12 protein-coding genes are annotated in these 15913 nt (G+C 35.5%); 11 read left to right on the forward strand and 1 reads right to left on the reverse strand.

The window, feature by feature from the left end; all coding sequences use genetic code 11:
• Positions 1-312: 312 nt before the first annotated feature.
• On the forward strand, positions 313-1359 hold the full coding sequence (locus tag BN1242_RS01155) for a 2,3-butanediol dehydrogenase (protein WP_071435384.1): 1047 nt from the start codon (positions 313-315) through the stop codon (positions 1357-1359).
• Positions 1360-1486: 127 nt separating this feature from the next.
• On the opposite strand, the gene BN1242_RS01160 is transcribed toward BN1242_RS01155, so the two are convergent.
• Positions 1487-1672: an SDR family oxidoreductase gene (locus tag BN1242_RS01160; RefSeq protein ID WP_158661026.1), complete on the reverse strand. Its 186-nt coding sequence runs from the start codon at positions 1670-1672 to the stop codon at positions 1487-1489.
• 521 nt (positions 1673-2193) lie between these two features.
• On the opposite strand from BN1242_RS01160, the gene BN1242_RS01165 reads away from it, so the two are divergent.
• From BN1242_RS01165 to nagZ, 10 genes are all read left to right on the forward strand, one after another.
• Positions 2194-3141 carry a GNAT family N-acetyltransferase gene (locus BN1242_RS01165; protein ID WP_062350174.1) on the forward strand — a complete coding sequence of 316 codons (948 nt, stop codon included), beginning with the start codon at positions 2194-2196 and terminating at the stop codon, positions 3139-3141.
• Between the two features lie 178 nt (positions 3142-3319).
• Positions 3320-4303, forward strand: coding sequence for an N-acetylglucosamine kinase (locus tag BN1242_RS01170; RefSeq protein WP_062350176.1), 984 nt, complete (start codon positions 3320-3322; stop codon positions 4301-4303).
• A 158-nt stretch (positions 4304-4461) separates the two neighbouring features.
• A complete protein-coding gene (gene murQ / locus BN1242_RS01175) occupies positions 4462-5385 on the forward strand; it encodes an N-acetylmuramic acid 6-phosphate etherase (RefSeq protein WP_062350179.1) in 924 nt (307 codons plus the stop codon).
• A 308-nt stretch (positions 5386-5693) separates the two neighbouring features.
• Positions 5694-6581, forward strand: a complete 888-nt coding sequence (locus tag BN1242_RS01180) for an ABC transporter permease (RefSeq protein WP_238985059.1) — start codon at positions 5694-5696, stop codon at positions 6579-6581.
• A 16-nt stretch (positions 6582-6597) separates the two neighbouring features.
• Positions 6598-7515 (forward strand): carbohydrate ABC transporter permease, encoded by a 918-nt coding sequence (locus tag BN1242_RS01185; protein WP_062350184.1) that lies wholly within the window; start codon positions 6598-6600, stop codon positions 7513-7515.
• A gap of 109 nt (positions 7516-7624) precedes the next feature.
• A complete protein-coding gene (locus BN1242_RS01190; RefSeq protein ID WP_062350186.1) occupies positions 7625-9244 on the forward strand; it encodes an extracellular solute-binding protein in 1620 nt (539 codons plus the stop codon).
• 210 nt (positions 9245-9454) lie between these two features.
• Positions 9455-10054: a YesL family protein gene (locus BN1242_RS01195; protein WP_158661027.1), complete on the forward strand. Its 600-nt coding sequence runs from the start codon at positions 9455-9457 to the stop codon at positions 10052-10054.
• Between the two features lie 97 nt (positions 10055-10151).
• Positions 10152-10865, forward strand: a complete 714-nt coding sequence (locus BN1242_RS01200; protein WP_062350190.1) for a PIG-L deacetylase family protein — start codon at positions 10152-10154, stop codon at positions 10863-10865.
• A gap of 349 nt (positions 10866-11214) precedes the next feature.
• The gene (locus BN1242_RS01205) at positions 11215-13704 is read left to right on the forward strand and encodes a glycosyl hydrolase family 18 protein (protein ID WP_062350191.1); all 2490 of its coding nucleotides are present in this window, start codon (positions 11215-11217) and stop codon (positions 13702-13704) included.
• 332 nt (positions 13705-14036) lie between these two features.
• Complete coding sequence (gene nagZ / locus BN1242_RS01210; RefSeq protein ID WP_062350194.1) at positions 14037-15620, forward strand: beta-N-acetylhexosaminidase; 1584 nt, start codon at positions 14037-14039, stop codon at positions 15618-15620.
• The last annotated feature ends 293 nt before the right edge of the window (positions 15621-15913 follow it).

Here is a 15913-nt window from a genome sequence, read left to right on the forward strand (position 1 = left end):
AATTGATAAACCATTACACATTATAACACTACTTTCATTGCTTGATGTTAAAGTTTTTATAAATTGCGAGTAAGAAAACATTGCATAAGTGTATAAAGTTAACGAAAATTGAAATGTACAGAAACCAGAAACCTTGACCAAAAACGACTCATTGGAGACATTTACCTTTAACTTGCCATGCGTAGGAACTGATAAGTTTCAGAAAAATCATTATCGATTACTAATTTTCACAAAAAAGTAGATTATATAAACTATTGTTAAATGATGGGAATGATATAATAGAATTATATTCTACTAAAGGAGATGAATAGAATGAAAGCTGCAGTTTGGTATGGTGTTAAGGATGTACGTGTAGAGGAAGTAGCAGAGCCCGTAGTTACAACTGGAAAGGTAAAAGTAAAAGTTGAGTGGGGTGGAATTTGCGGAAGTGACTTACATGCTTACTTAGGTGGTCTATCAATGGAAACACATCCAATTACAGGTAAAAAACCACCACTCACCCTTGGACATGAATTTTCTGGAACGATTGTGGAAGTTGCTGAAGATGTGACTAGCCATAAAGTTGGTGAACGTGTTGCGATTGAACCGTTAATCTTTTGTGGTAAATGTTACGCATGTAAGCGAGGTTACTATAATCAATGTGCCCACGTCGGCTTTGTCGGCTTAAATAGTGACGGAGGTTTTGCTGAATATGTAATTGTTGAGGAAAATATGGTCCATGCTTTACCTGATAATGTTTCATTTGAAGAAGGAGCTTTAGTAGAACCGACAGCCGTATCATTTTATGCTGTGCGAGAAAGTAAGTTACGGGCAGGAGATCCGGTTGCCATTTTCGGTGCAGGTCCGATCGGTTTATTAGCTTTACTTTCTGCTAAAGCAGCAGGAGCTACTCAACTAATTGTCGTGGATGTTTCTTTGGAACGATTGGAAAAAGCGAAAGAACTAGGAGCAACGGCCACAATTGATGGAAGTCGCGATGATATTGTGGAAACAATTCTTGAACTAACGAACGGTGGTGTTAGTGTAGCGTATGAATGTGCAGGCGTCCAAGCGACGATGACGAATGCAGTAGCATCCGTACGCCAAGGTGGTCAAGTGATGTCGATTGCCGTATTTAGCAAACCTGTAGAAGTTGATATGGGACAAATATTATTTAAAGCAGCCGATATTACATCCACACTTGCTTACCGCCATGTCTTTCCAGAAGTGATTGAAATGATTGCTACTGGTCGTCTCGATGTGAAACCGATAATTACGAAGAAAATAAATTTATCCGATGTCGTAGAGGAAGGTTTCAATCAATTAATTACCGATAAAAAGCAAGCAAAAATTCTTGTTAGACCTGCAGGAGATCTATAATATTTTATTGTGCATTAACTTGATATAAGATGTTTTTCAATCATAGTCTAAGAAGAAATATAAAAAGCAGCTTCTTGTTTTCCGAAGCTGCTTTATCATGCCTAAAAAACCGCGAAATAATGTGTAGTTATTTGTTACTATTTGCTTTAGCTTGAAGTTTCCTCATGTTGGCAACGGTTCCTCCATCTACTAATATATCTGTACTAGTTATATAGGATGCACCATCACTAATTAAAAATTCCACAACCGTTGCTATTTCCATCGGTTCTCCTTCTCGATCAAGTCGAGTATTTTCTAGCATTACTTTCATCATCGGTTGCTCTATTGTATAATAGCCAATCAATTAATTACAAAAAATTTGTAAAAAATACCTCTAATTAATTATCGGTGAGGCGTATTGTTCAAATAATAGTATCCAGTTTTTCATTACTGGATACTTTTTTATTTGGACATAAGTGTAGAAGGCAAATTCAATAATTATATTATCTATTATTATAAGTAATGATATAAATTTCAGTGAAGCTACCCGTGAAATATTCAATGAAACGAACATCCTGTCTCCAGTGTTATAGTTCTGCAAGATTCGCTTTAAAGCAATTTCGTCCTTTTCATGCTTGCTAAAAACTAACATATTTGAAATGTTTTATCATAAAATATAAAAATAAAATAAATTACTATTTCATTTTTAAATAGAAACAATTATAATAAACATATAGCATTTGTTTTCTATTATTTTAGCTAAAGGAGATTAGTATAAAACAATAGAAACGCAAAAATGTAATCGTTATCAAATAACTAGGAAAAACTAAAAAAGATATTAGAGGAGGTATATAAATGATTCAATTTCGTTATTATCAGTCAGGAGACGAAAAGTTAATTGTAAATTTGTGGAATGAGTGTTTATTAAATGATCCTATCACACAAAAACGGTTCCGAAACCTCGTGTTGCTCGACGCGAATTTTGATCCGGAAGGGTTGCGCGTTGCTATTGATGGAGAAAAAGTAGTTGGCTGTGTCTATGCCGTGCGCAGACTATTGCCTATGTATGGAACTGACTTAGAACGAGATAATGGCTGGATTCCATTCTTCTTCGTTCATCCGGATTATCGGAGAAGTGGTGTAGGTGGTCGACTCATGGAAGAGGCAATCGGATTTCTAAAAGAAGCAGGTAGAAAACATGTTTTCTTTTCATCTTATGCACCAAATTATATTATGCCAGGTATCGATGAAGAAGCATATCCGAGTGGTTACCAATTTTTGTTAGCACAAGGTTTTACAAAGCTTTACTCCCCAATTGCGATGGATCGCAATATCGTAGGGTATCAAATGCCAGAAGCAGTGAAAGAATTAATTAAACAACGAGAGGCAGAAGGCTACACGTTCCGCACTGCAGAAGATTGCGATTTATACGACGTCATTAAGTTTGCGAATGAAGTATTTAATCCAGACTGGGGACGAGCGATTCGTGAAGGTGTGCTTCAAGGATTACCAATGGAAAATATATTGGTTGCCCGAGATGGGGATAAGTTAGTAGGATTCTGTATTCACGGAGGATATGAAGGTGTTCCTGATAGATTTGGACCGTTCGGAGTGGATCCAAACCAACAAGGAAAAGGTCTTGGGAAAATTCTTTTACATCTTTGCTTAACAAAAATGCGGGCAGAAAGTCTTCATGGTGCATGGTTCTTATGGACAGGGGAAAAGACGACAGCCGGTTATTTATATAAGAAAACAGGATTTGAAGTAACGAGAACATTCCATGTGATGAAGAAAGAAATTTAGTAATAATAGGGCTACCTTAAAAAAATGGGATGGAATTTAACCGACAGACTTCTCTTGTTAAAAAATTCCATCACATGAAAGGTAGTCCTTAATTCATCAATCATCAAGCTCTTCATTTTAGCAAAAAATTGCTCATACAAATGAGTATGTTGCTATTGTATTAAAGGGAGGTTTATTTATGTACGTACTTGGAATTGATGGTGGTGGTACGAAGACGAAAGGCGTTATAGCTGATCATGACGGGAATATTGTTGCGACAACTACCGTTGGCCCCTCCAATCCGAACAATGTGAGAAGATCAGATTTACAAAAAGAGCTGTCTACACTTTTTAAAAAATTAGAAGAGCAAAGTGGGCTCATTCATACAGAAATAAATAGTGTTGTTGCGGGGATGTCTGGTGTTGATCATCCTGTTGCGCGCCAAGAAATGCATGAGATTATTAAAAGCTTATTACCAAAAACAGTAAAGTCTGTTGTGACAAATGATGCGATTACGGCACTGTATTCAGGGACATTTGGTCAACCTGGAATCGTTCAAATTGCAGGAACAGGCTCCATTACTTACGGCTTAAACAATAATGGTGATGTCGCAAGAGTAGGCGGTTGGGGTTATTTAATTGGTGAAAAAGGCAGTGGCTATGCTATTGGAAATGATGGACTAGTTGCTGCCTTCCGTGATCATGACGGACTAGCAGAACCGACAATGATAAACCAGCTAATAAAAGAACATTTCAAAATTTCTTCGCTTCCAAGTATTATTCATACTATTTATCAATCACCGAATGTAAAGGAAACGATAGCCGTACTAAGTAAAATTGTTGTCTCAGCTTATGATAGTGGTGATAAAATTGCTCAACAAATCATCATAGAAAATGGAAACTTTATAGGGAAATCTATCGCTTGCTTAATAAAAAGAATATTTACTGAAACGGACATTCAAACAAATATTCCCGTCGTATTAGTTGGCGGTTTATTTAATCGATTCGATATTTTACAAACTCCAATTTTAAACCAGTTAAAACAAGAAGATATTTCGGCAAAGTTAATCATTCCACAAATTGAACCAGTTGGTGGTGCAGTTATCGCCGCCTTGAAAGAAGAAGGAGTAACAATCTCTGAAAACTTTGTGAAGAACTTTAAGAAAGTAGTAGGAAATGGTTAAAACATTATTTCATAAATAAAAAATATATATTGAAATTAAGTTTCTTTTAATATAAAATTGAGTTGTAGGAAAGATTTAATGGAACGTCAATTCCTAAACGGAAGAGAGACTATTAAATGTTCACAACAAAGAGAATATTACAGAAAAGGTGTGTTCTTATGGGAGTAATTCTGTCAAATTTACTAACAGAACAATGTAATGAACGAACGCGAAACATTGATCAGTTGGAGATAAGAGAAATAGTAGAAATGATGAATAATGAAGATCAGACTGTTTCAATGTCCGTAAAACAAGTATTACCAGATATTAGCCGCTCCGCAGAAATTATTTTAGAAGCTATGAGAGATGGTGGGCGTCTATTTTATACTGGTGCTGGGACGAGCGGCCGTCTTGGGGTATTAGATGCTGCAGAGTGTCCACCAACCTTCCGTACACCTCATGAATTAGTTCAAGGGATAATGGCTGGTGGGGAAGGTGCAATGTTTCGAGCAGTAGAGGGAGCTGAAGACGACCCGAAAGCAGGTGCGGATGATTTAAAAGAACGAAAGCTTACGGAAAAAGATGTTGTCGTTGGTATTGCTGCAAGCGGGAGAACTCCATACGTAATTGGTGCCCTGCAATACGCACGGGAAATTGGTGCAAAGACGATTGCATTAGCGTGTAATAAAAATGCGGAAATTAGCCAATATGCAGACCAAAAGATTGAGGTGTTAGTTGGACCAGAAGTGTTAACAGGTTCAACGAGATTAAAGGCAGCAACCGCACAAAAAATGATTTTAAATATGTTGTCTACTTCTGTAATGATTAAGTTAGGGAAAGTATATAGGAATCTAATGGTAGACTTACACGCTAGTAATTCGAAACTATTAGAACGGGCAAGACAAATCGTCATTGCAATTACAGGTGTTGACTATGAAACAGCTGCACATTACTTAAAATTAACCGATCAACATGTAAAACCAGCAATCGTAATGATAGAAGGTAAAGTGTCTTATGAAGAAGCTAATCTTTTATTAAATAATGCAGAGCAATCTGTTGCAAAAGCGTTAGAATTACTAACGGAACAAAATGGAGTCAAGTAATATTCAACGTTTTTTTTATAAACTAAGTGAAATGAAGTAACATTTTTTTAAAAAAACATGTAAATTTATGTTTTAAAATCTATTTATTTGTTTTATAATATTAGTAGAAAAACAAAATGGAAAGTTAATAAAAATGAACTATTAGTGTAATTTTGTATCAGACATTTGGAAACCCTTACAAAAAAGTATTTGGTAAAACTTCCGCATGGAAAGGAGTTGTTAATGAAATGATGAGTGAAAAAAGTTTGAGTACCACTCCACTTACCATAAATCATGAGTTAACAAAAATACAAATTGCTAAAGCAAAGATGCGAAAAATGGTAAAAAGTTGGCAACTGTACGTGTTATTAGCACCTGCATTATTATATTTCCTCATCTTTAAGTACATCCCAATGTATGGGGTTGTAATAGCCTTTAAAAATTTCAGACCTATAGATGGAATTTTCGGTAGTCAATGGGTCGGTTTTGATCACTTCATAAGGTTCTTTAATTCTTATTACTTTTGGGATTTAATTTGGAATACTTTATCCATTAGCTTATATCAATTACTGTTATTTCCAATTCCAATTATCGTAGCTCTAGCTTTTAATGAATTAAGGGCAGGGAAATTTAAAAAATCGGCACAAACAATCACATATGCACCACATTTTATTTCAACAGTAGTATTTGTTGGGATGATTATCGCCTTTTTAGACCCAGCAACTGGTATCATTAATCACTTTATTCAGCTTTTAGGATTTGATCCAATTGATTTTATGGCAAGTCCGAAATGGTTTAAAACAATTTATGTTTTCTCTGGGCAGTGGCAAGAATTAGGTTGGAGTGCAATCATCTATTTGGCAGCGCTTGCAGGAGTTGATCCACAGCTACATGAGGCGGCAAAAGTCGATGGAGCTACGAGATTTCAACGGATATGGTATGTAAATATCCCAGGAATTATGCCTACTATTATTATTCTATTAATTTTAAATATGGGAAGTATGTTAGCAGTCGGATTTGAAAAAATCTTACTAATGCAAAACCCACTGAACTTAACGTCTTCCAATATTATTGCAACATATGTTTATGAAATTGGTTTATTAAATGGTCAATTTAGTTATTCTACAGCAGTCGGTTTATTTAACGCAGTCATCAACTTTATAATTCTCATAACTTTTAACCGTTTAGCAAGAAGAACGGGCACAAGTTTATGGTAAAAAGGAGTGTCCAAAAATGAGTGAAATAGCTAAGTCAAATAAAATCGGACAACCTAAATCAGATAAAATATTTGATGTTTTAAATAAAATATTTGTTTGGTTTCTTATTATCATTATCACATACCCATTAATTTACATTATTAGTGCTTCGATTAGTAATCCAAGCTACGTAAATTCAGGAGAGATGTGGTTATTTCCAAAAGACATTACATTTGAAGGTTTCAAACGTGTCTTTAATAGTCAAGATATTTGGATAGGGTACAGAAATACTATTTTTTACACACTTTTAGGTACAGCCATTAACTTAGCAGTAACTGTTCCTTGTGCTTATGCACTTTCTCGTGTGGATCTTGTTGGAAAAAGTGTCATTATGAAACTATTAATTTTTACGATGTTCTTTGATGGTGGTTTAATTCCAACTTATTTGCTAGTACAAAAACTAGGAATGGTTAACACAATTTGGGCAATGGTCATCCCAGGTGCCGCTTCCGTTTGGAACATTATTGTAACGATGACATTCTTTAAAGGAACAATACCTAGAGCATTGGAGGAAGCTGCAGAAGTTGATGGGGCGTCTATATTCCGAACATTTTTCCAAATAGTATTACCTTTATCTGCACCTATTTTAGCAGTTATGGCTTTATTCTATGGAGTCAGTCACTGGAACCAATATTTTGGAGCTTTAATTTACTTGCATGACCGGGATCTTTTCCCACTTCAACTATTCTTGAAGGAAATTTTAATTGAGCAAGAAATAACAGCCGAATTAATGATGCAAGGAAGTAATATCGATGCAATTGGCGAACAAGCGAAAATTGCTAGTTCTATCAAGTACGCAATTATGATCGTTTCTGCCGCACCTTTACTAGCTGTGTATCCGTTCTTACAAAAATATTTTATTAAAGGTGTATTAATTGGTTCGGTTAAAGAATAACAGATAAATCTTATCTTTAAGGAGGTGATGCACTAAAGTTAGAAGTCATGTATTGTTCAAATTGTCGGGGTCATACATTTTGAGTTTTCATAAAAAGGAGAGAAGGCTTGTGAAAAAGAAATTATCTATAATATTAATGGCAGTTTTGTTAGTAGCAATGACTCTTGCAGGATGTAAGTCAGATGAGAAATCAAATGCATCTAATGGTGATAAAAGTAAAGCACCTGAAAATTTTAATGAAACTGGTTACCCGATCGTTAATGAAGCTATCACTCTAGAAATGATGGGACAAAGATCCCCACTTCAACCAGATTGGGGCGAAATGGGATTCTTTAAAACAATGAAAGAAAAAACAAATATGGATTTCACTTATCGTGTATCCACATCTGAACAATATCAACAACAAAAACAATTAGCTTTTGCATCTCAACAACTTCCAGATTTATTTTTTGGTGCATTATTCAATGCCGCTGAAGAAGTTGATTATGGATCTCAAGGCTTTTTACAACCATTAGAAAATTTAATTGAAAAATATGCTCCAAATTTACAAAAGGTTATGGAAAAATATCCTAACTTGAAACCATCGATTACAGCACCAGATGGACATATTTACGCCTTACCTGGTATCGATACTTCCATTACGTCACAAACACCAATTGCATGGATGAACGGTCCGTGGCTTGAAAAAATTGGGGCAGAAAGACCTACTACAACAGAAGAACTTTATAACTTATTGAAGAAATTTAAAGAAACAGACATGAATGGAAACGGTAAAGACGACGAAATTCCTATGACAGCTTCCAGTATTGCTGAATTAAGATATAACATTTTACCAGCTTTCGGTATTCCATATGGTACTTCAGGAAGTCTTCCTGGTATTTATGAAGACAACGGTACTGTAAAATATGCCTTTATGCAAGATGGTTATAAAGAATATATGAAATTCTTAAACCGCTTATATAGCGAAAAATTATTAGACCAACAAATTGTATCTCATACATGGGAACAATATGTAGCAAAAGGTGCTGCAAACCAAATCGGTGTATTTCCAACATGGCCAATCATTATGATGGGTTATGCAGATCCTGCGGAAGGTGAAAACTATCCATTATTACCAGCTTTAACAAGCCCTATTAATAATAAACCAATAACTGTAAAAATCACTGAAATCAAACGTGGTAGAGCTGCTATTACGAGTGCAAATAAACATCCAGAAGCAACCATGCGCTGGTTAGACTATATGTATTCTGAAGAAGGAACTATTTTAGCTCGATTAGGTATTGAAGGTAAAAACTGGGAGTGGACAGATGATAGTAAATCTTCTTGGACATTACTTGCTCCAGAAGGTATGAACACAACTCAAGCGAATGCTCAAGACGCACCAGGTGCTGGTACAGCCGTTCCAATGATTCTTGAACAAGAGTTTTTCTCTAAAGAAGAAAACCCTACACTTCGGATTATTGAACAATGGATTTTAGATGAATATTATCCACACTTAACAGTTCCGTTCCCTGATGTATATTTCACACTAGAGGAACAAGAAACTACGAATACATTAAGACCAGATATCGATAAATATATTGAACAAATGGAAGCAAAATTTGTTACTGGAGAACTTTCTATCGATAAAGAATGGGATAAATATGTAAGTACATTAAACAAACTCGGCATTGAAGATATCGTTAAAGTAAACCAAGCAGCTTATGATCGTTGGGCTGAAGCGAAATAAATTGGGACAAGCATTCTCATTCTAATTTCATAGATATAGAGATTGGTTGAATGGCGAATAGGAGAAACGAACAAACAGGAATGCGGACTTAATGAATAGTTAATAGTTATCCGAAATACTTGGACTAGGGGCTGGCAAGCTGTTCCTGCCAGCCTCTTATAAAAATTTACGTGTAAAGAGGCGATGAAAATGGTTTTTGAAGGTTTTGTTATGAGAATATATAGCGTTGCAGAGAGGATAACACGAGTTTTATACATTAATTTATTATGGGTATTTTTTACCGTAATAGGTTTAATAGTTTTTGGCTTATTTCCTGCAACTGCAGCCATGTTCGCCGTTACTCGTAAATGGTCACAAGGTGAAACGGATATCCCTATTTTTAAAACATTTTGGCAAGTGTATAAAAAGGATTTCCTGCAAACAAATCTTTTAGGATATTTCATGGCAATCATTGGTGTAGTTCTATACATTGATTTACGGTTCTTTCAATCATCCAACACGTTAGTTTTAAAATTATTTTCTTTTATAATGATTGTTTTATTCGTTGTTTACTTAGCGAGTATCCTTTATATTTTTCCCGTGTTTGTTCATTATAAATTAAAAACATTACAGTACATGAAAGTTTCAGTAATCTTGGCAATCGGTCGACCATTGCAAACGATTTTAATGGGCCTAGTCGGACTGTTCGTTTTTGCCCTTTTTAAAGCCGTACCGATTTTAGCTATATATTTTGGTGGGGGTTTGTTCAGCTATTGCATTATGAAGATTGCAATCCGATCATTTTTGAACGATCCGTTAAAAGTGGAATAGTCTATGATTATTTTTTATAAACGATCCAATTAATAGTTAACAAATGTGAAAAAGTCTATATATACTAAACTCAATTTTTGTAAAAGGAGAAAGGAATATGGCAATGAAAAAACATTTAATGATTGTTGGTGCCCATTGTGGCGACGGGGAAATTCAAGCCGGTGCAATTGCCTATAAGTATGCGAAAGCAGGGCATAAAGTAACCTTTCTCCATTTGACAGCAGGAGAAAAGGGAAATCCGCCGCATATTTCGGAAGAAGATTATCGTTTGCAAAAAATTCAAGAGGCGGAAAAAGCTGCCGCTGTATTAGGGGCAGAAAGTATTACATTAGATTATAAAGATGCTGAATTAAAATTAACCGACGAATTAGTTACTCGAGTGGCAAAAATTATTCGAGAGCGAAAACCGAATTTGGTTATTACTCATTGGGAAAAAAGCATTCATCCAGACCATGCACTATGTCCAAAAATAATGGCTGCAGTGCAAATGAAGGCAGGTTTGCCAGGTTTCGAAATCGATGGACTCCCACCTCATTATTTCGGGATACTTCATAGTGAGAACTGGGAGGATATGCAAGACTACGTCCCTGATATTTTCGTTGATGTATCTGAGGAATTTGAGACATATTTGGAGGCACTTTCTCAATATTGGTTTATTATGAATTCTAGTTCTTTCCGTTATTATGATTATTACAAAGCACTAGGAACAGTACGCGGCTGTGTTAGCCGTGCAAAATATGCGCAAACATTAAAATATCCGACTGGCAGTAATGTTCGTCGTGGAGAGATAATTCCAGGCTTTCCACTGTAAAATTAAATTTAGTATGTTTGAAATGAAAAATTATAAAATGTTTATGTGAATTAAAATTTAAACTTACTTTTAAAGAATATCCATTCAAATATTTTCCATTCAACAATGAAGGGGTTGTCCAAAGACTGAGGAACAATACATATGATAGTTGTTTACGATTCAGCTATACGGGTTTCTCATTTGGATAACCCCTTATTGTATATAAATTTTAACTAATTAGGGGGGATTTAGTAGTTACTATTTAAATTTTTTGAAAAAAGGGGGGTAGAGAGCATTTTTCTTGTAATAGTTGACGTTGAAGATTTAGGGAGTTAAAATATTTTACTATTTTACGAGGGGTTGAAAAAAATTGAATAAGAAATTTATTTCAGTGTTAGCACTTTTTACTATTATTATTGGAAGCGTTTTCTCGTTTTCTCCTAATCAATTAAAAGCATTGGCAAATGAAAATGATCAAGCAATCAAATCTTATATTGAAGTTTCACCGATTGAAGGGAATACGGTTAAGGGGAGTCCGATAATTACTGCAATACCCGATCTAGACAAAGAAGTGGAAAGTGTCACTTTTTTTGCAAAAGCATTGAACGAACCAGAAAGTCTCTATTATAACCAAGGAACAAAAACAGGCGGACCGTACGCATGGAACTGGGCAACCGGTAATCCGTGGATTCCAGACGGAAAATACATTTTGAAAATGGTAATAAAGTATCGTTCTGGTGAAGTGGAAGAACCTACGAAAATATTAAATGTAAAAAACTATGAAGAACCAATTTATCCTGAATCTGCTAAAAATTTGAATGCAAAAGGAACGAATGAAAATCTTGAATTAACATGGGAAAGTGCGAAAAAAGCTTCTCATTATGAAGTTTATGTAAATGGAGAAAAAGTTGAAACAGTAAAGGATACTCACTATACTTTGAAAAATCTAGCAGCAGGGGAAACATTCACTATCCGTGTAAAAACAATTGATGTCTATGACAATATGTCGATTGACGATAATACGATTATTGTAAAAACCCCTGCAAACGGTGGAGAAATAACAGCACTTCCTGTCGTTAGTGAACTTATCGCACCAGAGTCAAATGGAGCTACACCAGGTAGTGGAGGATATTCTGGAACAATCAACGTATCTGTAGAAACAGGTGAGAGTGTTTCTAAAGTAGAATTTTTCGTAAAACTATTGACTGCTCCAGAATCAAGCTATTGGAAATTCCCAACTACAAAAGTAGAAGGTACTACATATTCTACACCTTGGAATACTACTTCTGCAAATGCAGAAGATAAAAATATCATTATTAAAGCAGTTGCTTACGATAGTTTAGGTCAAGCAAAAACGGTTACGAGAGTATTTTTAATAGATAATGAAACTCCAGAAGTTGCACCTCCAAGTTGGAGTCCGGCTGATGAAGTGGCTGCAAATTATATTGTTGGATACCTTGCTGGTTGGAACACTCATTCCAGTTTTAATATAATGAATGATTTGGATGCTAGCCGTCTAACACATTTAAACTATGCTTTCGGATTGATTAGCAATGATATGAAACTAGTGATGAGTGACCCTGAACAAGATCCAAAAAGTTTTGAACAATTAAAGGCATTAAAGAAAAAATATCCACATTTAAAAACGATGCTTTCTGTCGGTGGCTGGGGTGGTTCTGCTAACTTCTCTGAAGCTGCATCAACGGAAGAAAATCGGACGACTTTTGCAAATAGTATTGCAGAGTTCCTCGTGAAGTATGGGTTTGATGGAATTGATTTAGACTGGGAATACCCTGTTACAGGTGGTGGAACAGGTACAAAACCTAATCCAGCCGATAAAGAAAATTTCCCATTATTATTAGCAAAAATTCGTGAAGTGCTAGATGAGCAAGGGGAAAAAGATGGTGTTCATTATTTATTAACGATTGCAGGTGCTGCGAATGCTGGCTACGTTAAAAACGCTTCCCTTAGTGAAACACATAAATATTTAGATTATATTCAAGTAATGACATATGATATTCATGGTACGTGGGAAAAATTAGCAGATCATAATGCACCACTTTATGATGATGGTGGTAAAACATGGAGTGTAGATAAAGCGATTCAGACATATTTAGACGCTGGTGTTCCTGCAGAAAAAATAGTTATGGGTGTCCCATTTTATGGATATACTTATACCGTCAAGTCAAGTGAAAATAACGGATTACGCCAAGAATTTGGAGTAAGTGGCTCGGTTACTTATAACCGAATTGTAAAAAATGACTACTTAAATAATGGTTATGTTCGTTATTGGGATGAAGGTAGTCAAGTACCATATTTATACAACGCTGAAAAATCCATATTTATCAGTTATGATGATGTTGAATCTATTGGCTTAAAGGCGGATTATATACGTGAAAAAGGTCTCGGTGGTGCCATGGCTTGGGAAATTACTCAAGACCACGGTAATGATTTATTAGCAGCACTATATGATAAATTAAAAGATCCAATTGATCGTTCCGAGGGTGATAATCCAACACCTGGAGAGGACGATCAAACACCAGGTGAAGATGATCAAACACCAGGTGAAGACGACCAAACACCAGGTGAAGACGATCAAACACCAGGTGAAGACGACCAAACACCAGGTGAAGACGACCAAACCAAAGATGATTCGACATCCAGTGATGATCAAAATGGGGATGAAAATAAACAAGTACAAGATAATGAAACAAGTGACGAAAATACAAATAATCAAGAGAAGGCTTCAGGAAAAGAACTTCCTAATACTTCTACAGATGCCTATTTTCTGTTAGTTCTAGGTATTGTCATCTTAATTGGTAGTAGTTCTAGTTTAGTTTTTCGAAAACTAAGAAGGTAATTAGTAGTATTTGAAGCAATGGAAGTCACTTTTCCTATTTTCAAAGGAAGAGTGACTTCCTTTCTTCATTTTTATGTAGTTTCCTTAGTTGTACTTTCTGTTAGTTGTTTTAAAGCTCTTGAAAGTTAGAGGAATTTTGAAAGGATAGCAGGGGTGTGGTGTTGTTGAAACAATTAAACAAAGATAGGTAAATTAATATAAATTATTATTTCATTTTCTACGAATAAATTATATAATAGATGCATGATGGTAATATCTTTATGTAAGCGTTAAATATTTTAAAATAGTAAGCAACATTTATTATTTCAAATTAGAGAAAGTAGGGTGTTACTATGGATATAAGAAAAAAGGTTGGTCAACTACTCGTCATCGGTTTTTCTGGAAAAACAGTTCCAAAAGAGGTGAAACAATTAATTCATGATTACCATATTGGTGCGATAATTTTATTTGGTAGAAATATAGGTACACCTAAAGAAGTGCTAGCATTAACAACGGAACTACAAATGGAAGCGAAAAAAGCGGAATATCGTCATCCATTATTAATTTGTGTGGATCAAGAAAATGGAGTTGTTCGGCGCTTAGGTGAAGGTGCGACTATTTTTCCGGGTGCGATGACTATTGGTGCTTCAGGAAAAGCAGAAAATGCCTATAAAATTGGACTAGCTTCAGGTAAGGAATTAAAGGCATTGGGGATAAACTGGAATTTAGCTCCAGTATTAGATGTGAATAATAACCCACATAATCCAGTTATTGGTGTTCGTTCCTTTGGTGAATCACCAGAAAAAGTTGCGGAATTTGGAAGGGCCTCCATGCAAGGAATGCAGGCAGCGAAAGTGGTAACAACTTTAAAGCATTTTCCTGGTCACGGAGATACAAATGTAGACTCCCATTTAGATTTGCCGATTATCAACCATAGTATGGACAGATTGGAAGCGGTTGAATTAAAACCATTCCGTGCATCGATTGAAGCAGGGGCAGATACGGTAATGACAGCACATGTGTATTTCCCTTCGATAGAGCAAGAACATGGTCTGCCAGCTACATTATCTAAAAAAGTAATTACCGGGTTGTTAAGGGAAAAACTGCAATTTGATGGAGTAATAACAACGGATTGTATGGAAATGAATGCAATTGCTAACGGGGTTGGCACAGAAAAAGGAGCAGTGGAGGCGTTAAAAGCAGGGGTCGATTTTGTGATGATTTCCCATACGACCTCTAAACAAGTAGGGGCAATTAGTGAAATCATCAAAGCAATCGAGAGTGGAGAACTTTCAGAATCTCGAATTGATGAATCGATTGCTCGTATTAATAAGCTAAAGGAGAAATACTTGCAGTGGGATGAGATTTTATCAACGGGGATAGAAGTACCTTCAACAGTCGGTTGTCCATTACACGAAAAAGCTGCTTATGAAGTGTATCGAGAAAGTGTGACAATCGTAAAAAATAATCATATACTCCCACTTGAAATTAGTGAAAACGCGAAAGTACTCGTGATTCATTCTGACAGTGGAACGACGATGCAAGTAGAAGATAAACGGTATGCGAATGTGGCACTAGGTGAAGCGGTGAAAGAATATCATCAAAATACAGATGTTGTTTTGTTTAATAACGATTTAGCAGATGAGGATATTCAGCGAATTGTACGGCATGCAAAAGATTTCGACTTCATAATTATTGGAACTCTTACCTTATCAAAAGGGAACAAACAAATTGAGCTAATCGCGAAGTTAATCGAAGCGAAACTTCCTGTCATTGTTGTAGCAATGCGAAGTCCATACGATTTAGCATATTTACCAGACGTGCCTGCTTATATTAATACGTATGAATTTACGTATCCTGCACTAAAAGTAGCTGCAGGTGCTATATTCGGGAAGGAAACAGTTAGTGGTCAACTTCCAGTAACAATCATTCAATAACTAATCTCCTTTTTGGAAAAGAAGAGGAATCCACTAATTTATTATTGGTCTGCCTCTAGAGGTATGCCCTGCTATCGAAAAAAATTAGCAGTCGCTGTACGATCAATTTTCATTTTAGTTAATGAATTTAAATGGACTTGTATAAGAATTAACAACTACATTTGTATCAACTACTAGCGCTAATCTCGTATTAATGAGGTTAGCTATTTTTTTGTACGATTTATAGAGTAATTTTAAACACCTTTGTCATACTAATGGTAGTTATGTTATGGTTTTTATATGTTAAAGTCAAT

Origin of the sequence: Bacillus kwashiorkori, from assembly GCF_001375515.1 — a bacterium.
Classification (GTDB): domain Bacteria; phylum Bacillota; class Bacilli; order Bacillales; family Caldibacillaceae; genus Bacillus_BK; species Bacillus_BK kwashiorkori.